This window comes from Pseudomonas moorei, assembly GCF_042846945.1.
GTDB lineage: Bacteria > Pseudomonadota > Gammaproteobacteria > Pseudomonadales > Pseudomonadaceae > Aquipseudomonas > Aquipseudomonas moorei.
The window spans coordinates 1,458,634-1,481,217 of the sequence record NZ_AP035776.1 but is presented as its reverse complement, the minus strand read 5'-3'; the positions used below and the strand labels follow the sequence as shown (position 1 = coordinate 1,481,217).

Annotated in this window: 21 protein-coding genes; 3 read left to right on the top strand and 18 right to left on the bottom strand. The window is 58.7% G+C overall.

The window, feature by feature from the left end; genetic code table 11:
- Positions 1–3: 3 nt before the first annotated feature.
- The 13 genes from icmH to tssA all read right to left on the bottom strand — a co-directional run bounded on the left by icmH (position 4) and on the right by tssA (position 15,291).
- Positions 4–879, bottom strand: a complete 876-nt coding sequence (gene icmH, locus ACGJAX_RS07025; RefSeq protein WP_390958080.1) for a type IVB secretion system protein IcmH/DotU — start codon at positions 877–879, stop codon at positions 4–6.
- A 5-nt stretch (positions 880–884) separates the two neighbouring features.
- Positions 885–2,216, bottom strand: coding sequence for a type VI secretion system baseplate subunit TssK (gene tssK / locus ACGJAX_RS07020; protein WP_390958078.1), 1,332 nt, complete (start codon positions 2,214–2,216; stop codon positions 885–887).
- A 3-nt stretch (positions 2,217–2,219) separates the two neighbouring features.
- Positions 2,220–2,720 carry a type VI secretion system lipoprotein TssJ gene (gene tssJ, locus ACGJAX_RS07015; protein ID WP_390958076.1) on the bottom strand — a complete coding sequence of 167 codons (501 nt, stop codon included), beginning with the start codon at positions 2,718–2,720 and terminating at the stop codon, positions 2,220–2,222.
- Between the two features lie 5 nt (positions 2,721–2,725).
- Positions 2,726–3,922 (bottom strand): type VI secretion system-associated FHA domain protein TagH, encoded by a 1,197-nt coding sequence (gene tagH, locus ACGJAX_RS07010; RefSeq protein ID WP_390958074.1) that lies wholly within the window; start codon positions 3,920–3,922, stop codon positions 2,726–2,728.
- A 17-nt stretch (positions 3,923–3,939) separates the two neighbouring features.
- On the bottom strand, positions 3,940–4,080 hold the full coding sequence (locus ACGJAX_RS07005; protein ID WP_248916128.1) for a type VI secretion protein: 141 nt from the start codon (positions 4,078–4,080) through the stop codon (positions 3,940–3,942).
- Between the two features lie 87 nt (positions 4,081–4,167).
- Positions 4,168–5,685 carry a sigma 54-interacting transcriptional regulator gene (locus tag ACGJAX_RS07000; protein ID WP_390958072.1) on the bottom strand — a complete coding sequence of 506 codons (1,518 nt, stop codon included), beginning with the start codon at positions 5,683–5,685 and terminating at the stop codon, positions 4,168–4,170.
- A 10-nt stretch (positions 5,686–5,695) separates the two neighbouring features.
- Positions 5,696–8,341, bottom strand: a complete 2,646-nt coding sequence (gene tssH, locus ACGJAX_RS06995) for a type VI secretion system ATPase TssH (protein ID WP_390958070.1) — start codon at positions 8,339–8,341, stop codon at positions 5,696–5,698.
- Between the two features lie 13 nt (positions 8,342–8,354).
- Positions 8,355–9,362: a type VI secretion system baseplate subunit TssG gene (tssG, locus tag ACGJAX_RS06990; protein ID WP_390958068.1), complete on the bottom strand. Its 1,008-nt coding sequence runs from the start codon at positions 9,360–9,362 to the stop codon at positions 8,355–8,357.
- Entirely contained in the window at positions 9,326–11,113 is a 1,788-nt protein-coding gene (tssF, locus tag ACGJAX_RS06985) for a type VI secretion system baseplate subunit TssF (RefSeq protein WP_390958066.1), read from the bottom strand. Before tssF ends, tssG begins: the two co-directional genes overlap by 37 nt.
- A 156-nt stretch (positions 11,114–11,269) precedes the next feature.
- Positions 11,270–11,680 (bottom strand): type VI secretion system baseplate subunit TssE, encoded by a 411-nt coding sequence (gene tssE, locus ACGJAX_RS06980; protein WP_248916123.1) that lies wholly within the window; start codon positions 11,678–11,680, stop codon positions 11,270–11,272.
- Positions 11,681–11,694: 14 nt separating this feature from the next.
- Positions 11,695–13,170 carry a type VI secretion system contractile sheath large subunit gene (gene tssC, locus ACGJAX_RS06975; protein WP_390958064.1) on the bottom strand — a complete coding sequence of 492 codons (1,476 nt, stop codon included), beginning with the start codon at positions 13,168–13,170 and terminating at the stop codon, positions 11,695–11,697.
- 28 nt (positions 13,171–13,198) lie between these two features.
- On the bottom strand, positions 13,199–13,702 hold the full coding sequence (tssB, locus tag ACGJAX_RS06970; RefSeq protein ID WP_390958062.1) for a type VI secretion system contractile sheath small subunit: 504 nt from the start codon (positions 13,700–13,702) through the stop codon (positions 13,199–13,201).
- Between the two features lie 32 nt (positions 13,703–13,734).
- Positions 13,735–15,291, bottom strand: a complete 1,557-nt coding sequence (gene tssA / locus ACGJAX_RS06965) for a type VI secretion system protein TssA (protein WP_390958060.1) — start codon at positions 15,289–15,291, stop codon at positions 13,735–13,737.
- 680 nt (positions 15,292–15,971) lie between these two features.
- On the opposite strand from tssA, the gene ACGJAX_RS06960 reads away from it, so the two are divergent.
- Entirely contained in the window at positions 15,972–16,493 is a 522-nt protein-coding gene (locus ACGJAX_RS06960; protein WP_390958058.1) for an Hcp family type VI secretion system effector, read from the top strand.
- Between the two features lie 73 nt (positions 16,494–16,566).
- Here the strand turns inward: ACGJAX_RS06960 and ACGJAX_RS06955 are convergent, their stop codons facing one another.
- Positions 16,567–17,640: a fatty acid desaturase gene (locus ACGJAX_RS06955; RefSeq protein ID WP_390958056.1), complete on the bottom strand. Its 1,074-nt coding sequence runs from the start codon at positions 17,638–17,640 to the stop codon at positions 16,567–16,569.
- A 100-nt stretch (positions 17,641–17,740) separates the two neighbouring features.
- Here ACGJAX_RS06955 and ACGJAX_RS06950 point away from each other — a divergent pair, with 100 nt between their 5' ends.
- On the top strand, positions 17,741–18,745 hold the full coding sequence (locus tag ACGJAX_RS06950; RefSeq protein WP_390958054.1) for an AraC family transcriptional regulator ligand-binding domain-containing protein: 1,005 nt from the start codon (positions 17,741–17,743) through the stop codon (positions 18,743–18,745).
- A 148-nt stretch (positions 18,746–18,893) separates the two neighbouring features.
- Here the strand turns inward: ACGJAX_RS06950 and ACGJAX_RS06945 are convergent, their stop codons facing one another.
- Positions 18,894–19,259, bottom strand: coding sequence for a response regulator (locus ACGJAX_RS06945; RefSeq protein WP_198132610.1), 366 nt, complete (start codon positions 19,257–19,259; stop codon positions 18,894–18,896).
- Between the two features lie 59 nt (positions 19,260–19,318).
- Positions 19,319–20,005, bottom strand: coding sequence for a cyclic nucleotide-binding domain-containing protein (locus ACGJAX_RS06940; RefSeq protein WP_390958052.1), 687 nt, complete (start codon positions 20,003–20,005; stop codon positions 19,319–19,321).
- An 84-nt stretch (positions 20,006–20,089) separates the two neighbouring features.
- On the opposite strand from ACGJAX_RS06940, the gene ACGJAX_RS06935 reads away from it, so the two are divergent.
- Positions 20,090–20,608: an Mpo1-like protein gene (locus ACGJAX_RS06935; RefSeq protein WP_390958050.1), complete on the top strand. Its 519-nt coding sequence runs from the start codon at positions 20,090–20,092 to the stop codon at positions 20,606–20,608.
- Between the two features lie 107 nt (positions 20,609–20,715).
- Here the strand turns inward: ACGJAX_RS06935 and ACGJAX_RS06930 are convergent, their stop codons facing one another.
- Entirely contained in the window at positions 20,716–21,705 is a 990-nt protein-coding gene (locus tag ACGJAX_RS06930; protein ID WP_090327770.1) for a sulfate/molybdate ABC transporter ATP-binding protein, read from the bottom strand.
- Between the two features lie 3 nt (positions 21,706–21,708).
- Positions 21,709–22,581, bottom strand: coding sequence for a sulfate ABC transporter permease subunit CysW (cysW, locus tag ACGJAX_RS06925; RefSeq protein ID WP_390958048.1), 873 nt, complete (start codon positions 22,579–22,581; stop codon positions 21,709–21,711).
- Between the last annotated feature and the right edge of the window lie 3 nt (positions 22,582–22,584).

Below are 22,584 nucleotides of genomic sequence, written 5' to 3'. Positions count from 1 at the left end.
TGTTTACGGCAGCGGCCGAGGTTGAACCGCGGCCGGATCGAACTGCTGATAAGGTTGCAGAACGGTTTCGCGTTGCTCGCCCAATACCCAGGCAAAACCCGAATACATCACCACCAGGCACACGATGGTGAACAGCACGATCATCCACGCGGGCACGATACGCACCAGGGTGCGGCGCTGATCGTTCAAACCTTCCCAATGGGGCGACAATTCCCGTGGCACATCGCCGCGCAGTTGACGAATCTGGCGATACAGGGCGTCGCGGATGCCTTCGAGCTCGAGCATGCCGCGGGCTTGTACCCGGTACTTGCCTTCAAAGCCCAGGGACAAGCAGAGGTACATGAGTTCCAGCATCGGCAGGTGCTTGGCCGGGTTTTTCGACATCTGATCAAGCAGTACGAAAAATTTCTCGCCGCCGAATGTTTCGTTGTGGAAGCTGCTGAGCAAGCTCATCTGCGACCAATCGCTTTCGTTGCCCCACGATGTGGTGACGACCGCTTCGTCAGCGACGGTGCAGAGCACGTAACGGGCGGTCGACACATGACCGCTTTCGGCGCCGTTGTGATACGCGCTGCTTTCAAACAGGTTCAGCACGTTGGTCAGTCGCACGTTGAGCTCGCGCAGATTTTCAGGGCCATCGCTGTGCTTGAGGCGCACCACTTCCGATAACAGCCCGGAGGCGGCGGCCACCAGCGAGTTGAGGCTGACGTTGAACGTTTCTGCCGGGCGCAGTCGCGCGGCGTAGATCATCCGCTCTTCAAGCTGCTCGAAACGCGGCGGCGCGGCGAGGTCGGTCAGCGGACCCGACGCAGGGCCGTGGCCCTTACGGTCGAGAAGAACAGTTTGCTCGTCCTGGCTGTATTCCGTGTCCTTGTTCATGTCGGTCAGTTCCTGATGGCCCAGAATTTCAGTTCAAGCTCGGCAAATTCGCCGGACACGTGAAACGCGAAGCCGCCTGAGCGCTCGAGTTGCGCCTGGTCTTCGGAACTGAGTTCGAGGATGAAATAGGTTTTGTTGGAGTGGAACGCGATCTGCCGTGGAGCCACGGGCAACGGTTTGACCTTGATGCCCGGCAGATGCAGGTTGACTAGTTGGCGGATGTTTTCCACCGGGCCGACCTTGAGGTGCGCCGGCAAGCGATGGCGCAATTCTTCGGAGTCGCAGTTGGCACTGGCCGCCAGCACGAACGAAGCCGAGCCCAAGAGTTTATGGTCGTGCAACGGCGAGACGACGATTCCGTACTGACGCGCTTGCAGCACCAGTTCGATGGCGTGCTGTTCCAGCACCATCGACAGCACCTGCCGGATCGCATCCATCAATTTGCCAAAGCTCGCCCCTTGGTCGCTGTGCTGATAACGGCTGTCCAGACGTGGACGCTTACTGTCGCTGGAGAAGGTCGCCAGATCGCCAAGCATGGTCAGCAGCGTGCGGTACAACTCTTCCGGGTGTACCTGTTCGAGGCTGAGGTAGTGGCGCAGGAGTAGTTCGGTACGATTGATCAGTTGAAGCATCATAAAGTCACCGACCTCCGCGCCACCCACCTTGCCATTGGAGCGGATCCGCTCAGCGATGGTGTCACCCCGGTGACCGAGCATGCTGATCACTTCCTTCAGACACGACAGCAGATAGCTGGAGGCGTGGGCCTGGATGTAGGTCGGTACGAACTCCGGGTCCAGCCTGATCACTCCGTCCGGCGTGCTGTCGAGCACTGCGCAGATTTTCAGCTTCACATACGCCTGATCGTTCTGCTGCTCGCCAAGCAACAGTTTGAAATCCGGAAGCGCGCAATTGATCTGACTGGCGGAGTCGTCGCCCGCGTTGGAGTCGGTCACCTGCGCCTCGTACGTGGTATAGCGCGCCAGCACGTCCGACTGCTCCGGGCGACGGGCCTCGATGTGATTGCCGGTGACCAGTGGCAGCGCCAGATAAACCGGCGTATTGCCAGTGTTTGGGGGCACGTCCAGGGCCAGCGGCTCGGTGTTGCCGCCCAGCTCGAACAGGCTCCCGTCGGGCAGAATCCCGGAGGCCTGGCTGATCACCAGTTTGCCCATGTTGAGAAACTGCGAGTCGATGTCCAGGTTGAGGAAGCCCCAGATGTAGCTGCCCAGCAATTGGGTGCGGGTCTTCATCTGGTGGTCGTAGTAGCGATCGTTGTGCTGGAAGTGCTGCGGACGCAGCAACATGCCTTCCTGCCAAATGACTTTATGGGTGTTCATGGGTCAGTCATCCACTTTGGCGAGCGATTCATGGGTGTTGCGAATGCCGCTCTCGTCGAGAGACAGGTCAGCGTCGGTGACTTGCTCCGGAGTGACTCGCAGGGTGTGGCGCCATTTGCTATCCGGAAGATCACGGTAGGCGGCGAGGACACCGACGTAGCGACTGCCCTCCTTCACACTCAGTTTGAGTTCGATCGTTTCACCCGGCCGCATTTCCAGCTCCTCGCTGGCAACCATGTCCGGAGCCAGGGAATCCTTGGCGCGCTCGTACAGGCTGAAGAAGTCCGCGCTCTCGAAAGCTACCGGGTGTTTGAGTTCGATCAGGCGTATGACTATCGGCGACGGACGGCCATTAAGGTCCGGGTTCAACTGATCGCTGGCCGTCAGCTTCAGGTTGAGTTTGGTGACGTGGGAATACGGCGATAGCGTCGAGCAACCCGCCAACAGCGCCAGGGTGGTCAGCGCAGGCAGCGCCTTGGAAAAAACAGTCAAGCGGCGAGACATGCGCATCATCCTTGGTGGTCGGTGTGGAGGGTGGAGATCAGTCGGATCTGTTCTTCGTAGGCCTGGGCGAAGTCACGGGCCATCAGGCGCTCACACCAGTCATCGTCCTGGCACAACGCCTGGTGATAACGCCCATAAGCTCTCCAATGACTGCCAGCGGTGGCGAGCAACGGTTTGTTGTCACGCTCGAAACGCAGGGTGAGCTGCTGAGGCGAGAAGTATTCCAAGGTGCTGCGAACGGCGGTTCGGCTCGCTGTGAGCAAGGCCACCTGATGTGCCTGTAAATCGCGGAACGCACGGGATATGGCCTGTTCAGCCGATAGCTGCCCCGGCTTGCCCGGTTGCAGAAGAATGCCCAGCGCTTCACCGGTATCAACAGCGAACTTCAACGGGTTCTTTTGCGAGCCATGCACCGTGGTCTGCGCAAGCCGCAACTCGTTTTTCAGCTCGCTTCGTGTACGCAGGCTCTGCTGGAGACCGCCGACGCTCTGCTTGAGCAAACACGCGGCTCTCAACGCCAGGGCTTCTTTGGCGTCATGATCAAGGCCGTCGAGATCCACGCCCAAGGCGTCGGCAAACTTTTCCCAGAAACCGTCAGCCTGACGCTCGACCTCTATCGGTGCCGGTTCGGGCTCAGGCGCCGCCGGGGCATCAATCAGCTCCGGCACCCTGAGACTTTCCATGTCGATACGGGCATAGTCGGCTCGCTGACAGGGCTCTTCGTTGGCCTTGCCCGGTGAGATCAGCGGGTCGATGTCCGAGCACGCACCGTCCTCCCGATTGAGAGCGTTCAACGGGTCGAGGTCGAAAAATGCATCGTCAGGAATGACACTGCCCGCGGGTTGCGGACGACCGACTTCCACCTCGAAATTGGCCGGATCACGAACCAGCCGTGCACGGATCTCCACATCACCCAGCACATACACGCTGCCGTGCTCGATACGTACTGCCACGCCCTTGGGCAGTAGTGCGCCGCTGCCGCTGTACGAAATACCGTTGCTACTGGTATCGGTCAGGAAAAACGCGCCTTCGCTGTAGCTGATCAAGGCGTGTCGGTTAGACATGTGTCGGTGGATGTCCGGGATAATCCAGTCGCAGTCCCCGTTCCGCCCAATCACGCCACCAGCCTGCTTGAAAGTCTTGCGCCACAACTCCATCGGTACGGGCTGCTTGGTGCTCAGCATTTCGAAAATCAGTTCCATGATGATGCTCCTTGCGGTCACTTGCCGCGATTGACCGACTGCGGATCACCCAATGGGCGATAGGTGTTGTCGTTGTATTTGTAATTGCCGTTGCAGGCGGCTAGGCCACATAGAACGACAACTGTCAGCAGGACGGCTTGCCAGTGACGAATAGACATCAGAGGGTCTCCAGGGGCAGCACAAGGCACTGGCCCTTAGGGTTGAGGCTGTTAAAAGCGGATGAATTGAAACCGGGTGCGTCTGGCCTACCCATCAACGTTTCCCGTGTTGATGTTCAGGCGACCAAGGCGGTAGAGGAATGTGCGTCGTGGCAGGCCAAGCTCGCGGGCCGAGAGGGTCTGATTACCGTCGTTCTTGCGCAGGCAGTCGATCAGCAGGCTGCGCTCGATCTGCTCCAGGCGTTCGCGCAGGTTCATGCTGCCGACTTCGGGCAGGGTGTCCGTACGTAGGGAGAAGTGCTCCACCAGCAACTCGCTGCCTTCGCAAAGCAGTACCGCGCGTTCGACCAGTCCCTTGAGTTCACGCACGTTGCCGGGGAATGCGTAACTGGCCAGTAGATCCAGCACTCCGTTGGACCAGCTCACCTCATCACGCTGCAAAAACGCACAGGCTTTGTCGGCGAAGTGCCGTGCCAATTCGAGGATGTCGTCTTCGCGTTGACGCAGGGGCGGCAGTTCAATAGGGAACTGCGCGAGACGGTAGTACAAGTCCTCGCGAAACTTCCCCTCGCTGACCAGCACCGATAAATCCCGATGTGTCGCGGCAATAATGCGCACGTCAATCTTGTGGGTGTCGTTGGAGCCCAACGGACGAATCTCACCCTCTTGGAGCACTCGCAACAGCTTGGCTTGCAACGACAGCGGCATGTCACCGACCTCATCAAGCAACAAGGTCCCGCCATTGGCAGCGTCGAACAGGCCGGATCGGTCTCTGTCGGCACCCGTGAAGGCGCCTTTACGGTAACCAAACAGCTCGCTTTCGAGCAGGTTTTCCGGAAGCGCGGCGCAGTTTTGCACGATGAATGCCTGAGAGCGACGAGGTCCGCCATCGTGGATCGCCCTGGCCACCACCTCCTTGCCGGTACCCGTTTCACCACCCAGCAGCACGGTATAGGGGCTGTGCAGGACTTTACCGATCAGGGAATACACACGGCGCATGGCTGTGCTTTTACCCGTGAGGCCATAACCGCTGGCACTCGCAACGACGACCGGTGTCGGCCCTACATTGCCGCTTGGTCGCCGCAACCGCTGCAGCAAATGCAAATGGCCCAGCACGAACGAGCCAAGTCGACCAAACGAGTCGGCGAAGCCTTGCAGCTCAACGTGCCGATGGCTGGCGCACAGCAACAACCCTTGCACAGACTTCTGCTGGTTAATCAGCGGCACGCACAACAGCGATTGCCAAGGCCTCGCCTGGGCCGGCAGAAAACCGGTCTCGTGCAGGCTGCCGCTCAATTCACTCATGCACACAACACGGTTCTGGCACAGCGCAAATTGCAGCAGTTGCTCACCGTTGTAATCCACCGACAAGCTGGCGGTTTCCCGGGGTTGCAGATTGCCGTTGAGGCACTCGGCGCTCATCTCCAGGGAGGTGTGGGTGGCGTCCAGCAAGTACAGCTGGGTCAATTCGCAATGGCTGAGTTCAGCCAACCCGAGTACAAATTCCTTGAGCAACGTAACGCCATCCATCGCTCGCGACAGACTGGAAAACTGCGCTAACAACGCTTCGGCATAGGCCAGGGGTTGTGGCACTGAAGTGAACATCACTCCCACCTCAGGCGAACTCACAAGTCACTCCGCCGCCACCGAGCGTGGCGTGCACACGCTGGAGGGTTTCCCCGGTGGTCATGGCATCCAGCAGGCGATCGGCAATCAGCGGCAGTACGTGCAGGTCCAGCAAGTGATCGATCAGGCGCGCACCGCTATCGCTTTGGGTGCAGCGTTCGGCCAAGTGATCGACGAGGCCCTGCGAGTAAGTGAAATCCAGCTGGCGACGGTTCAGGCGCTCGCCCAGACGACCGAGCTTGATTTCGATCAGCTCGCGCAGCACCGGACCACCGACCGGGTAGTAAGGCACCACGCGCATCCGCGCCAGCAGTGCCGGTTTGAAGTGCTTGATGAGCACTGGACGAATGGTTTGCTCAAGTACCTCGGCAGTTGGCCGCGCACCGTTTTCGCAGAGCTCGCTGATACGGTCGCTCCCCAGGTTAGAGGTCATCAGAATGAGTGTGTTGCGGAAGTTGATCTCACGCCCTTCACCGTCATTGACTACGCCCTTGTCGAAGATTTGATAGAACAGATTGAGCACGTCCGGGTCGGCCTTCTCGACTTCATCGAGCAGCACGACCGAATAGGGCTTCTGCCGCACGGCTTCGGTGAGCATGCCGCCCTCGCCATAGCCGACGTAGCCTGGCGGTGCACCGATCAGGCGCGAAACGGTATGTTTTTCCTGGAATTCGGACATATTGATGGTGGTGATGAAACGATCACCTCCGTACAACAAATCAGCGAGGGCCAGCGCGGTTTCGGTCTTGCCGACGCCACTGGGGCCCACCAGCAGAAACACACCCTCGGGCGCATCGGGATTGTTCAGGCCCGCCGCAGTAGCGCGCATCGAGCGATCAAGGGCATGAATGGCCTGTTCCTGACCCCGAATGCGGGTACGCAGTTCATCAGCGAAGCTGGCAACCTTGGCATTATGCTCACGGGCCAGCTGCGCCAGCGGCACGCCGGTCCAGGCACTGATCACTTCAGCCACAAGCCGCGGGCAGACCTCAAAGCTCACCAGTCGCTCTTTGACTTGCATCTCGGTCAGCGCTTGGTGAGTTTCGTTGAGCGTCGCTTCCAGTGTTTCGACGCTTTGCGCTTCGTCTACGGGCAGGGTTTCGATCACGGTGCCTTCGGCGTCGTCATCGACCATCACAGGCGGCTCTGCGTCGACGGCTTCACGGGCCTTGGCCAATTGCCGGCGCAGTTCCAGCAGATGTTCAGCCAATGTTTTCTGTTCGGTCCAGAGGGCTTCCAGCGCGACCCTTTCGGATTCGGCCTGGCTCAGGCGTGCGTCCAGCGAATCCAGCGCTCCGCGGTCGATCAGCAGACCGGCCTCGGCATCGCGGCGCAGGGCCTGGCGTTGACGGCCACCCTCAGCCAGCTCGCCGCGCAGCCGCTCCAGGCTTTGCGGCGCAGCAGCAAGGCTGATGCGCACTCGGGCGCAGGCGGTGTCCAGTACGTCGACAGCTTTATCCGGCAGTTGACGACCCGCCAGGTATCGAGCGGACAACTCGGCAGCGGCGACCACTGCGTCATCACGCAAATAGATACCGTGGCTCTTCTCGTATACCCGAGCAAGGCCACGAAGGATGGTCACCGCCTCGCTGACGGTTGGCTCGTGCAATTGCACCGGTTGGAATCGGCGGGCCAGCGCCGGGTCTTTTTCAAAGTACTTTTTGTACTCCACCCAGGTGGTTGCAGCGATGGTACGTAACTCTCCTCTGGCCAACGCCGGTTTAAGCAGATTGGCGGCGTCGGAACCGCCGGCATTGCCACCCGCGCCGATCAGGGTATGGGCCTCGTCGATGAACAGGATGATCGGCCTGGGCGAAGCCTTGACTTCGTCAATCACACCTTTGAGGCGACGTTCGAATTCACCTTTCACGCTGGCACCGGCCTGTAACAAGCCCATGTCCAGAGACAGCAACTCGACGCCCTTCAATACCTGCGGCACTTCACCGGCAGCAATGCGCGAGGCAAGGCCTTCGACGATCGCCGTTTTACCAACGCCCGCTTCGCCAACCACGATCGGGTTATTCTTGCGGCGTCGAGCAAGGATGTCGACCATCTGCCGGATCGAGTCGTCGCGGCACAGCACCGGGTCAAGCTTGCCGTCACGGGCTTGTTGGGTCAGGTTGTGGGTAAAACGCGGCAGCAGCAGCTCACTCGATCCGATCGGTTTGCCGCTGTCCAATGGTTCTTTGCGGGATAAGGCGAACGCTTTCAGACGGTCGATATTCAATTTGGCCAGCAGCGGCTGGTAGCGACTGCCGGCATAGCGCATCGGATTACGCAGCAACGCGAGAATCAGTGCAGCCTGTTCGACCTGGGTCTGGCCCAGTTCAAGGTTGGCAACCAGCAAGGCGTCTTGCAGCCATTGCACCAGTTCCGGAGCGAATACCGGGTTGCGCGAAGCGCTGTGCTCGACCCGGCTTTGCAGCACGGCACTGAGTTCACCAGCATCGACTTCAGCATCCTGCAAAGCGCGGGCAAGCAAGCCTTGCGGACGTTCCAGCAACCCCAGCAGCAGGTCTTCGATAAGGATCTTGCTGCCGCCACGCGTCACACAGCGCTCGGCGGAACTTTCCAGGTCACGACGGGTTTCGGCATCGAGCGCCTGGATAAGCTTTTGCAGGTCTACGTTAATCATTTGTCAGCTGTCCTTAATGAATTTTGCTGCCCAGAGTCACCACGCCGTCCGCTTTTTCGCGACCGAGCCAACTGGTCCATCCCAAGCGACAAGCGTTTTGCTCACCAATACGCAGTTCGCGAATTTCATCCCGGCGCAGCATCAGGCGTATGTCGTAATCGAGCGGGTCACGCAGGGTGAATCGCACCAGCGCACATAGCGGCTGGTACCCGAAACCAATCGGCAGGAATTCATGAAAGCGCTGCCAGTCCAGTTCGCGAATGTGGATCCGGAACTTGCCGCTGCGATCACGAACGCTCTCCCCCAGCACCACGTTTTCACCCAGCGCGGTATTGACTTGTCCCAGGCGATTACGTTGTTCGTCGAGAATGTCCACATGGCGCTCAATGCACTGTTCAATGGTCAGATCGGCGTGCTTGAAGTAGTAACGCAGCACCGCTTCGATCAGCGCAGCCGAGTGCGCACGCAAACTGAGCAAGCCCAGATACGGCAGCAGGCGCTTCCAGTTCAGCTCCCGGGCTTGGCGGATCTCTTCACCACCGAGGCCGATCAGGGCAAATAGCCGGGAGGAAAAAGGGTCGAGGGCACCGCTCTCGAAACTGGCGCGGTAGCGATATTTTTTCCAGATCGGCAACATCAGTCGTTGCAAGCGATGGTGGAACAGGTCGAGGAAGTTGCGTGTCGGGTTGCCGTCCTCGCTGTCGCCCAAGGCCTGTTCCGCGTAAAACGCCGGCAGGGGCGATCCTGAACCAACCAGCCCGATCAAGTTGAAACGCAAGCGAGCGCGCATCAGCCCGTCTTCGTGAAAGAACTCAACGCGATCAATATCACTGCCTGGAAACCCCAGACTGGGATTGGCCTGGAATTCCAGTTGGTCGTACAAATCGTCCTGGCTGAGATGAGGGTGCGCTTCGCGTAGTCGGTCAACGACCAACAGCACGGCCTGAAACAGCGAGTATTCGCGTATACCTCGAGTCAGCCCGCTTAAAGAAGCGGTTGCAGGCCCATACGTGGTGTCCATTGATACACCTCTCCCTGTGTGCTCTTTACCCGCAGCTCGTGGTACGAATTGAGGCTGGCGTAAAGTGCGAAAAACTCGTTAAGCACCGAAGCAAAAACAAACAGGTCGCCCTCGCCGATGTACCCTTGGGGGTCGATGGTCAGCTCGGTACGCAGTCCACGAACCGGTAACCCTCGGTGCAATCGATCGACGTATTGGTGTTTGATCGACTTGAGGCCGCTTAGCAGGCGTTCGCTGACTTTGGCCGCGTGCTGGTCGTAATAGCGCGGCAGGTCATAGGTTTCGAGAATGACCTTCAGTGCGTTGACGTCAGCCAGCGACAGATAGTTAAGCGACATATTGCTGATCAGCTTCCAGAGGAAGTCACGATTCAGCGGCGGCGCGAAGCTCGAAGTGGCGGGGGTAATGTTTCGAAAGCTCAGGAACTCCGGCGTCTGCTCACAGGCCCGTTTGATGTCGCCAGGCTTGAGCTTGCGCGGCAGGTTCTGGTTGGTGCACATCAGCTCGACCGACAGGGTTTCATGGGCCTGGGTGTGACGAACCCCGAAGCTCAGGTAAGTGTCGAGGCCGTCGTGCAACGAAGAAGCGCGCTGGAGAACGCTGTAGTGAGGACGGCTGGTGGGCACGTCAAAACTAGGGTCGTGCTCGAAGGATTCGAACGCAACATACGCCTGATAACCGAGTCCGCCGGGTTTCCAACCCGTGACACTTTCCACGGAAAATACCCCGCAGCTGTCCAGGTCGTACTTGGCGGGTAGCAGCAGGTACTCGTCCTGTTTGCCATCAAGACGAATCGGCAGTGCATCGTGCCGGAACAGATTAACGATGGGCGTACAGTGAAGCTTCACGTTATCCAGGGTCGGACGCATGCGCAGGACTCCACTCTTGCGGATGTCAAAGCGCAGCTCCAGACCACGGACCTGTTTGAGAATGTCAGCCGGCAAAGACTTGAGCAGGTCCAGGCCGTTGATATCGACGAACAGGAATTTGTCCTGGAAGGCAAAATACTCTTGCAGGTAGCGATAACCGCGGAAGGTGTTCAGCGGATAGGGAATCAACGCTTCTTCTTCAGCAAAACCCACCGGCTGCACGCGGTCGCCGGGCATCTTGAATGCCATAGACACGCCGTTGACGCCGCCAATCGGGTTGCCGACATCGTCCAGTGGAATCAGCTCGATGCTTTCCAGGTTACGCAGCAGACTCAGGTACAACATCTGACTGATATAGCGCTCGCCGGCAAAGTGCAGTCGCAAGCGGCGTAATTCCAGCTCACCGAGGTGACCGTCGGCGCTCATCTCCAGACGCAGGCTCAACAGCGAGCCGTCGCCCTTCACCGAGTAATTCAGCGCAATCAGGTCCAACGCCAGGACTTCAGTCGGGTAACAGGTGCGAAAGCGGCAATGCACGTCATCTATCGGCTCGCTTTCCACCGGTGTATCGCGCTCGACCATCAATGCCGGACCGGAACGTTTCAACGGATCGAACTGCAAAATGCTGAACGCCGGCAGCGGCCGCATATAGTTGGGCCATAGCAGTTGCATCAGCGAATGGCTAAGCTCCGGCAACTCGTCATCGAGCTTCTGGCGCAGACGCCCGGTCAAGAACGCAAACCCCTCCAGCAACCGCTCCACGTCGGGATCCCGCCCGGTCTGCCCGAGAAAAGGCGCCAGTGCCGGACTACGTTCGGCGAAGCGACGACCTAACTGACGAAGTGCCGTGAGTTCGCTTTGGTAGTAGTGGTTAAAGGACACGGAGGACCTGCCTGGTTTTGGAACTCATGAAAAAAGGCTTGAATGCCCGACTGCCGAACAAATCACCCACGGCCACAGGGTCCGGATAACACCTCGATTCAACGGTGTTCATGGCTATTCGATTCCTGCCTTTTTGGATGTCAGGACATGCGCGTTTCATTGGCTGACCTTGACTTGACCGCTGCCATCCAGGCACGCGGTAAAACTGACCTGTCGCTTGAAACCGTCCACTTCCAGCAGGCCTTCGATACTGAAGGCCAGCCGAAGCTGATCGTGTTCACGCGGCAGGGAAATGACATGCACTGCGCTCAGGCGTGGCTCGTAGGCTTCGATGAAACTTTCGATGGCCGTACGGGCCTGACTCAGGGAGTCGTGCAGGCTCAGACGCATGTCATTAAGATCGGGGAGCCCGTAATCGGACAGCGTTTGCACGCTGCCCGCACGGGTGCTGAGCATCTTGGCCAGATGGGCAGCCACGGATGCCATGGCCGAGACCTCGCGACTCCAGCCGGCGCGGCCGTCCGCGTCGCCCCCCAGGCGCTCGAAAAGGCTGCCGTATCCAGTCATGAGTCAGGCTCCGTTTACTCTTTGTCCAGCTTGCCAACCAGCGACAAGGTGAAATCGGCACCCATGTATTTGAAATGCGGGCGCACGTTCAGGCTGATGCGGTACCAGCCTGGCTCGCCTTCGACATCACTGACGATGATCTCGGCTGCGCGCAGCGGGCGACGGCCACGCACTTCGGTGCCAGGGTTTTCCTGATCGGCGATGTACTGGCTGATCCACTTGTTGAGTTCACGCTCCAGGTCAGTGCGCTCCTTCCACGAACCCAGTTGCTCGCGCTGCAGCACTTTCAGGTAATGAGCCAGGCGGTTGACGATCATCATGTAAGGCAGCTGGGTGCCGAGCTTGTAGTTCAACTCCGCCCTCTTGCCTTCCGCGCCTATGCCAAAGAACTTGGGCTTTTGCACCGAACTGGCGGAGAAGAACGCCGCGTTGTCGCTCCCTTTGCGCATGGTCAGGGAAATGAAGCCCTCCTCGGCCAGTTCGTACTCACGACGGTCGCTCACCAGAACCTCGGTAGGAATCTTGGTTTCGATTTCGCCCATGCTTTCGAAGTGATGCAACGGCAAGTCTTCAACTGCACCACCGCTTTGCGGGCCAATAATGTTCGGGCACCAGCGGAACTTGGCGAAACTGTCGGTCAGCCTGGTAGCAAATGCATACGCGGTATTGCCCCACAGGTAGTTCTCGTGGCTGTTGGCGACGGTTTCTTTGTAGACGAACGATTTGACCGGGTTTTCTTCCGGATCGTATGGGTTACGCAGCAGGAAACGCGGCACGGTCAAGCCAACGTAACGGGCGTCTTCCGACTGGCGGAAACTCTGCCATTTGGCGAATTGCGGGCCCTCGAAGTGATCCCTCAGGTCCTTCAGGTCCGGCAGACCAGTGAAACTGTCCAGACCGAAGAATTTCGGGCCGGCCGCAGCGATGAACGGTGCGTGGGACATGCAGGCCACGCTGGACACGTACTGCATCAATTTCACGTCCGGCGAGCTTGGGGACATGAAGTAGTTGGCGATGATTGCGCCCACCGGCTGACCACCGAACTGACCGTATTCAGCGGTGTAGACGTGCTTGTAAAGACCCGACTGCATCACTTCCGGCGAATCTTCGAAGTCGTCCAGCAGGTCGTCCTTGGAGACGTTGAGGATTTCGATTTTGATGTTTTCGCGGAAATTGGTGCGCTCCACCAGCAACTGCAGGCCACGCCACGATGATTCCAGAGACTGGAAGTCCGGGTGGTGGAGGATTTCGTCCATCTGACGGCTGAGCTTGGCATCAATCTCGGCGATCATGCGGTCAACCATGGCTTTCTTGACCGGCTCACCGTTGTTCTGCGGTTTGAGCAGCTCCTCAATGAAGGCCGACACACCGCGCTTGGCGATGTCGTAGGCTTCGTCGGCCGGAGTCAGGCGGGTTTCGGCGATGATGCTGTCGAGAATGCTGTATTCGCGGTTCTCGTTGCTGTTCTGCTGCGCTGCACTAGTGGTCATTGTCTTGGCTTCCTTGGCTGATGGGGACTCAGGCGTCCTGGGCTGCGGCGTTCAAGCCCAGCTCACCCAGTACGCGACCGCGGGACTCATCGTCGGCGAGCACGCCTTCGATGGCTTTGCGGAACGCAGGCGCGTTACCCAGCGGGCCTTTGAGGGCCACAAGCGCGTCGCGCAGGTCCATCAGTTTTTTCAGTTCGGGCACCTGCTTGACCAGCGAGGCCGGGTTGAAGTCCTTCATCGAGTTGACGCGCAGTTTCACCGCCAGTTCTTCAGTGCCGCCGTCTTCCTGAAGACGGTTCGGCACGCTCAAGGTCAGCTCCAACTCCTGCTTTGCCAACACTTCGTCGAAGGTCATTTTGTCGATGCTGATCGGCTTGCGATCTTCGACTTTGCGTTCGTCCCTGCGGTGGGTGTAATCACCGATTGACAGTAGTTTCAACGGCAGTTCGATCTCTTCCTGTGCGCCACCAGTGGCAGGCTTGAAAGTGACGTTGATGCGTTCCTTGGGGGCTACCGAGCCTTCTTTGGCCATGGCTTTTCTCCTTGCGGTTGTGGCCCTGGGGCCTATTGGAGTACCACTTCAAGATCGAGGTGGCACAACCTGCGATAAACCTCTTCCTTGCGCTCACGCACAGCATGGTTCTGCGGTAACAACTCGCAGCAGCTATGCAGAAAATGCAGCACTTCGAGCACAAGATCAGGCTCCCAGGCGCTGACTCCTGAGTCCTGTAATGTCTGGTCGAGGGTTTCGAGTTGGGTCTTGGCCAGCTCATATTTTTTGGCCATGAAACACAGCCGCGCGAGGGCGAACTGCCAGAAGAATCGGAAGCGCCCGCCCTGGGCACTTTGCAGGCCCTGCTTGAGGATCTGCACGGCAGCCTTGAGGCCGTCCTTGCGCAGGATCGGCAGGGCTTCCTCCAGAGCCAGCTCCCAGGCCGGCAGGGTGTCGGTTGCTTCAACCTTGCGCGGCGTACTGGCGGTTTGCAGATGCGGCATGACATTGGCACTGATCCAGGCGCGGGTGGCGGGATCGGCGAACGGTGTACCGTCGTGGAAACGCAGTTCGATGATGCCGGGCAGACGCCGAATCAAAAGCGCGAAGTGCACTTCCACCTCGCGCATGGCCAATTCAGCGTTCAGTCCTTGCAAGCATTCCCAGACCATTCGCTGGCCATCGAACCAGAAGGGCGCGTTTGCCAGGCTTGCCTCCAGGTCAACCAGCAGGTCTGCGTATTTGCCCTGATCATAGCGATCCTGATAGTGCTTGAGCTTGTCCACCAGCAGCCCGCGCATCACGGTAATCTGCTCGGCGTCGCGCTCGGGAATCGCGTCGATGGACAGCCACGACAGCGTGCGATTGAGGCGCAAGGCGCGCACATCAGTGGCTTTTTGCTTAAGCCACCAGGCACACAACGGACGGGCGCTTTCCAACTGAGCCCGCAAGGCCTTTTGAGCCTCTCTCTCGTTATCGATTGGCGCGCCAGGCGCGAACAACTGCGTAGCAACCTGTTTGACCTGCGCAACCGCAGCCCCCACCAGGCCGGTCTCCAACGGGCTGTCGGCGGCGCGTTGGACCCTGTTTTTCAGACGACGGGAAATCGGCAGCAGTAGTGGTGCGTCAGCACCCAAATGCTCGGTACATGCAGCATCAATACCCTCAAGGTGTTCGACCAGACGACGAAACAGCGGCAACTGCTCTTTGACCGCGATACTTTCACCTAACACCTGCTCAAGACGCATCATCAACCAGTTGATGGCAGCAGCACGGGTACGGGACTTGCTCGGATAAATTTCAGTCCAGTGGTTCTCACACAGGTAGTGCAGAAATCCGAGGCCAGCCAATAACCCGGGGAAGGACTCGCACCGGTACAGACCCCAGGTCAGCCAAGCCCCAACGCGTAAATCCTTGGACTGGGTGCGCAGCAGGGTTTCACTGTTTTCACAGACTTTCCGCCAATCGGTCTGGCCGCTCTCATGGATGGATTGGGCTTTACCCAGCTCGCTCTCCAACGCTTCATATTCGCTGGAAAAACGAACGTCCTCGCCCGCAAAAGCCTCTTTGGAAACAGAGGCTTTCGCGAGATCAAGATAGTAAGCAGAAAGTTCACTGGAGTAGGACATCCATACCCTTTGATAAAAATTGCCGCGTTTTAACGCCATCATTGCGAGCGCGCTGCATTCACGGGCACGCCTGCGAATTTATTCCGCGTTGATGCCCCAACGAATTTTATTTAGAAAGCCATTCAGATCGTGCCTTTCATAAAAACACAGAAAAACATCAACCTATATATAAGTAATTGAAAATAGTGATTTTTTTCTAGTTCCATTCACCTCGCCCGGCAATTTCAGAGCATGGCGAAGCGAGTGAAATGGATGAAGCGAGTCACTCGGGAGATATTACGATCATTGCGACAAATGAAGGTGTAGGACTATTCCGATAACCCGCTAGGAAAATTCCTTAACCTTTATATTCTTGTGAAGAAACAACTTAATAGCCACCTGCGCAGCGTGCGCAAAAAATCGCACGTTAAATTGTGGACAACCCTGTAGATGAATTTCTGCAGGGCTTGTATTTCATCATGCACAGACAAGTGCGCAAGAAGTTGTGCAGATCTGCGCAACTTCTTGCGCACTTTTTACCGATACCATCTGTATCAATCAGGAACTGAAACTTCGTTTTTCTCTGTATAAGCCTGATAAATAGGGAATTTAATTTAACTGGCATAAACCTTGATCGTAGCTTTGGAACCCACGACGCAATAAAGCCTGTGGGTTCCCTATTTTCAGCAAGGAGAGTATCCATGGCTATGCCCGCCTATATGACCATCACGGGTACCAAGCAAGGTCAGATCACTAAAGCAGTTTTCACCGCTGATTCCGTAGGCAACATATTTCAGGAAGGTCATGAAGACCAAATCATGGTTCAGGCCTTCAGCCACGAAGTGATCATTCCTCGCGACCCGCAATCAGGTCAACCGACCGGTCAACGCGTTCACAAACCGGTCAAAATCACGAAGGTGTTCGACAAGTCTTCGCCCTTGTTGATGCGTGCACTGACTACCGGCGAACTCCTGCCTGAAGTGACCATCCACTGGTACCGTGCCTCAGCGGCATCTTCTCGAGAGCTCTACTACATCACGAAACTTGAAGACGCGATCATCGTCAACATCAAGGGCTACATGCATAACTGTCAGGACCAGACAACCGCGCACTTCACGCAGTTGGAAGACGTTGAGTTCAGCTACCGAAAAATCACTTGGGTACACACAATCGGCAATACCGAAAGCTCTGATGACTGGCGCACCCCCGCCGCTGCAGGCTGAAACTGACAGGTGGTTTCACGGCATTGACCTTTTTAGCGGTTGATGCCGTTTAAGGCGCCCTCCCAATCGACCATCAAGCCTGAGCCGCACGCACCTTCTCTGCGTTCAGTTCTTCCTTTCGCACAAACCGGTTCGCCCGCATAAACGTGCCGAAATCATTAAACCGAACCCCCATTTCCCGCATCACCTTATGCCCCACCGGCACGGTCAGCTGGCGAATGTAGAACGGTTCCTTCACCACAAAGTGATGGATGCCATGACTGCTGCCGAAGTTGAAGCAGAACGCCTGCAACGGCCACAGCCACCAGGCGTTCAGCACCTGGCACTGCTGCATCACGTTCCCCGGCTCGATGTCGCCGTAGTAGTGCATGTTCGAGCTGATGAAGTGCAGGCAGAACGTGCGCAGCACGTTCGGGCCGATGATCACCACCGCCGCGATGTCGATCACGCTCATTACCGACAGCGTGGTCGCCGACCATTCAATCGGGGTGCCCAGCAGATGCGCAATGCCGTTTGCGGCGTGGAAGCCGAGAAACGCGTACCACGCGCCCCAATGCACCAGCGCCAGCGGCGCATAGACCTTCAGCGTACGTTTGATGATGCTGAATTTGTGGGCCCAGGTCTTGGCCCGCAACATGCGAATAAACGCCGACATGACGTTGTCGCCGACCATCAGCAACCGCGCCAAACCCCAAGGCTCGCCATTGGTGATCGCACGCTCTTCCATGTCGGTCTCGGAGCCGGAGACCTTGTGGTGGTTGAGGTGCAGGTGACGGCGAATCCAGGGGTTGATGGTGCTGGGTCGCGCCAGCCAGACCAGACCCATCATCAGGTTGTGCGGCACCCGCTGTTTGCGGAAGTACATGCTATGGATCAGGTCGTGCTCAAGTTCATGGGTCAACGAAGCGAAGAACGCATTGAGCAGCAGGCACGCCCACCAGGCCATGTGCCCGGTGATGTAGAGCGCCGCCGAACCGATCATCCCGGCCAAGGCGAAGGCCAGGATGCCCGCGCCCAGCGCGTCCTGATGCTTGAGTATCGGGTAGCGCTGACGCAGTTCGACGCCCTTGGCCAACACCACTTCACGAATATGCGCTGATCGCTGCGCTGCATTCAGTCGTTGGGGACTTGCAGAAGTACCGTGCATGCTTCCATCCTCTGGTTATTGATGTTCGCATCCTGCCCGCTTCACACTCCCGAAGCGGTAGCCGTGAACGCCAACCTGTTGACCGGAAGCGCCAATCAGCATGACTGAACCGACCTCCCTCGCCAGCTGGACCCGCGCCCTGCGCAAGCAACTCGACGCCCTGGGCCTCGACAGCACCGCCCTGTGTCGCCAGGCCGGGCTCGATCCGCAATGGATGGACGACCCGAACGCCCGATACCCGTTATCCGGTACCACGCGCCTGTGGGAACTTGCGGTGCAGGCCAGCGGCGACCCGGCGATTGGCCTGCGCGTCTCCCGCTTCGTCAGCCCCACCACCTTTCACGCCCTCGGTTATGCACTGGTGGCCAGCGGCAGTTTGCGCGAAGTGTTCGAGCGCATCGTGCGCTATCACCAGGTGGTCAGCGATGCCCTGGAACTGGAACTGACCCGCGGCGAGGATCGTTACCGCTTCCGCCTGAAAGTTCCGATCGGCAATCCGGCCCCGGCCTACGAGGCCATCGATGCGTTCATGGCGATTTATGTGCGCACCTGCCGCAATCGCCTGGGCCGCGACTATGCCCCGTTGGCGGTTTACCTGCGTCGGCCGGAACCTGAAGACTCGCATCAATGGCACAAAGTCTTCCGCTCACCCGTGCACTTCGGCACCGACGAAGACCGACTGGAATTCGCCCTCGTTGACTTCGACAGTCACCTGGACGACGCCAACCCGGAACTGGCCGAACACAACGAAACCGTGCTCAAGCGCGCTTTGGCGCAACTCAAGCCGTTGACCTGGGAGCGCAAGGTCCGCGATGCCATAGAAGAGCAATTGCCGGAAGGTGAACCCAGCGCCGAGCACATCGCCAAGGCCCTTCACCTGAGCTTGCGCAGCCTGCAACGGCACCTGGCGGATGAGGGTTGTCGGTTCGATACGCTGCTCAATGAAAGCCGCGAGAACCTGGCGCTGCTGCACCTGCGTGATCCCCAGGTTTCGCTGAGCGAGGTCAGTTATTTGCTGGGGTTTGCCGATACCAGCAGTTTCAGCCGCGCATTCAAGCGCTGGACCGGGATGACGCCGGGGCAGTTTCGGGATGGGTTGCGTTAAGGACGTTGAAATCTTCGCTGGTTTTGCCGGCCTCTTCGCTGGCAAGCCAGCTCCCACAGGCTTTTCGGTTGACCAGACATTTAGGATTCACACAAGCCACTGAGCTGGCTTGCCAGCGATAGCGATTGTTCAGGCACCACAGAAACCACTACCGCCCCTGACCCCGCCGCAACAACTTGCGCACCCGCGCCACCAGCTCACTGACGGCGAACGGCTTGAGCAGGTAGTCATCTTCATGCAGCTCCAGCCCGCGCAGGCGATCCTCGATGCCGTCCCTGGTGGTGAGGAACAGCACCGGCGTTTCACCGAGCTTGCGGATCTGTTGCAGCAGCTGCCAGCCATTAAGCCCCGGCAGCATGACGTCGAGGATGATCAGCTCGTATTCGCCGGACTCAATGAAGCGCCGGCCGTCCATCCCGTTGACCGCCACATCCACCGCATAACTGGCTTCGCTCAGGCCATTGGCCAGAAGCTTGGCGGTCTCGGGTTCGTCTTCCACTAACAGGACACGCATTTGGCACACCTCGATTGTCGTCAGCACAGGCTAGGCGTGTTCGGGGATAAAGCCCACCTTTAAAAGATCGCCAGCGCCCGCAACCGTTCGATATCGAGGATTTCGATCTCGCCATAGCCCAGATTCAGAATCCCCTGCCCTTGCAGATCCTTGAGCATTTGATTGGTGGTCTGGCGCGACAACGACAACATTGAAGCCAGTTGCTCCTGGGGCAGTTGCAGGCGCAGGCGTGGCGGGTCGATCTCGCCGTAGCCGTGGGCGATCATCAACAAGCGATGGGCCAGCCGCGTCGAGGCCGGCATCAGGCTCAGCTGTTCGAGGTGGATGAAGGTCAGGCGCAGTTTCTGGCTCATGAGCAAGGCCAGTTGCCGCCAGTACTCCGGTTGTTCGTCGAGCAACTTTTGCAGCGCCATTTGCGGGATGTGCAACAGGGTGCAGTTGCCCAGGCCGAACGCATCGTGGGTACGCGCCTGACCATCGAACAGACAAATCTCGCCGAACCAGTGCGGCGCCTCCACCAGGCTGAGCAACGCTTCCTTGCCTTGCTCGCTGACCGTGCCAATGCGCACGGCACCTTCGAGCACCGCGTACAGACCACAGGGCGGATCACCCCGCTTGAACAAGCGCTGGCCCGGCGACAGGCGCCGGACCCTGGCGGCGGCCAGCAGACTATCCTGAAAGGAAACAGGCAAATGACTGAACCACTGACCGTGCATCAGGCGTGGACGCCAGACCTGCATATCCATGAAAACTCCTAGAGATTGTCGCCTGGCTGACAGAGTGAGCAATGGCCCCGGGGCATGATCAATCACCCTACAGGAGGAATAACAATGAAAAGCCTCGTTGACCATCTCAGTCAATACGCCACTTACCACCGTGACCCGCGCAACATCGCCACCCACTTCGTCGGCATTCCGCTGATTGTGCTGGCGGTGGCGGTCCTGCTGTCTCGTCCGCAATGGGCCGGGGGCTGGCTTTCACCGGCGGTGCTGGTGTCGTTGGCTTCGGCGTGGTTTTACCTGCGGCTGGAATTACGCCTTGGTGTACTGATGACGGTGTTGCTGGGGCTGTGTGTCTGGGCCGGTCATGCGCTGGCGCAGCAAAGCACTGGCATCTGGCTGGCCAGCGGCATTGGAATGTTTGTGGTGGGTTGGGCGATTCAGTTTGTCGGCCATCACTACGAAGGGCGCAAACCGGCGTTCGTCGATGACGTGACGGGGTTGATTGTCGGGCCGCTGTTTGTGGTGGCTGAGCTGGCGTTTTTGCTGGGGATGCGCCATGAGCTGAAAGAGCAGATCGAGGCGCGGGCGGGGGGTGTGCGGGTCAATCCGAAGCGTGCGGCTGTTTAGATCGCAATCGCGAGCAGGCTCGCTCCCACAATGGATCGGTGTTGAGCACAAAATCTGTGACCGACACCGAACCCTGTGGGAGCGAGCCTGCTCGCGATGCTCTTGCTTTAGAGGTTGGCGACCTTCTGCCAGACCTTCGGCTTGAAGAACAGCGTCTCGCCCTTGGCCAGCCCGATCAGGCTGTCGTGGTCCTTCACCACTTCGGCTTCGATCAAATCGCTCTGTCCTTCGACCTTCAGGGTCACCCGCGTGGTCGCGCCCAATGGACGGATATCACGCACTTCGGCCGCATGGTGGTCTTCCAGTTCATGCCGCGAAAGCGACACTTCGTGCGGGCGGAACAGCACGTGATTGTCTTCGCCCAGATGCAGACGGTTCGAATCGCCGAGGAAGTGATAAACGAAATCGCTGGCCGGGTTTTCGTAGACGTCGCCCGGTGAGCCGATCTGCTCGATCACGCCCTTGTTCATCACCACGATGCGGTCGGCGACTTCCATCGCTTCTTCCTGGTCGTGGGTCACGAACACCGAGGTCAGGTTGATGTCTTCGTGCAGGCGCGCCAGCCAGCGGCGCAGTTCTTTGCGGACCTTGGCGTCGAGGGCGCCGAACGGCTCGTCGAGCAGCAGTACTTTTGGCTCGACCGCGAGGGCACGGGCCAGGGCGATCCGCTGACGCTGGCCACCAGACAGTTGTTCCGGGTAGCGATCCGACAGCCAATCCAGTTGCACCATGTTCAACAGTTCGTGGACCTTGGTCGCGATCTGGCTTTCGCTCGGGCGCTGGTTCTTGGGCTTCATGCGCAGGCCGAACGCGACGTTGTCGAATACCGTCATGTGGCGGAACAAGGCGTAATGCTGGAACACGAAACCGACGTTGCGATCACGCACGTCGTGGCCGGAAACGTCTTCACCGTGGAACACGATGTTGCCCTGGTCCGGGGTTTCCAGACCGGCGATGATCCGCAGCAGCGTGGTCTTGCCGCAACCGGACGGGCCGAGCAGCGCCACCAGTTCACCGCTCTGGATGTCCAGGCTGATGTTGTCCAGCGCCTTGAACGCATTGAAATTCTTGCTGACGTTACGCACTTCGATCGACATGAATTATTCCTCCGCGGCGCTGGCGCGCAGGCGGTTAATACGGTTTTCGCTCCACTGCTTGAGCAGCAGGATGAAGAGCGCCAGGATCAGCAACAGGCTCGCCACGGCGAACGCCGCCACGTGGTTGTATTCGTTGTAGAGAATCTCGACGTGCAGCGGCAAGGTGTTGGTCACCCCGCGAATGTGCCCGGAAACCACCGACACCGCACCGAACTCACCCATGGCCCGCGCGGTACACAGCACCACGCCGTAGATCAGGCCCCATTTGATGTTGGGCACCGTGACGTGCCAGAACATCTGCCAGCCATTGGCCCCGAGCAAACGCGCTGCCTCTTCCTCCTGGGTGCCCTGCTCCTGCATCAGCGGGATCAGTTCACGGGCCACGAACGGCACGGTGACGAAAATCGTCGCCAGCACGATGCCCGGCAAGGCGAAGACGATCTGGATGTCGTGGTCCTGCAACCATGGGCCGAACAGCCCTTGGGCGCCGAACATCAGCACGTAGACCAGACCGGCAATCACCGGCGACACCGAGAATGGCAGGTCGATCAGCGTGACCAGCATGCTCTTGCCACGGAACGAGTATTTGCTCACGCACCAGGCGGCGCTGACACCGAACACCAGGTTCAGCGGCACCGATATCAGCACGGCGATCACCGTGAGTTTCAGCGCGGACAGCGCGTCCGGTTCAAAAATCGCGGTGAAGAACGCACCCAGGCCATTCTTCAGGCCCTGGGACACCACGATGAACAGCGGCAGTAGCAAGAACAGCGCAAAAATCAGCCAGCCGAGGCCGATCAGGACGCGCCGCGAAGTCGCACTGCCACGACGGGCAGCGTTGGCCGAAGAGGCGGCAGCAATGGACGATTGGGACATGTG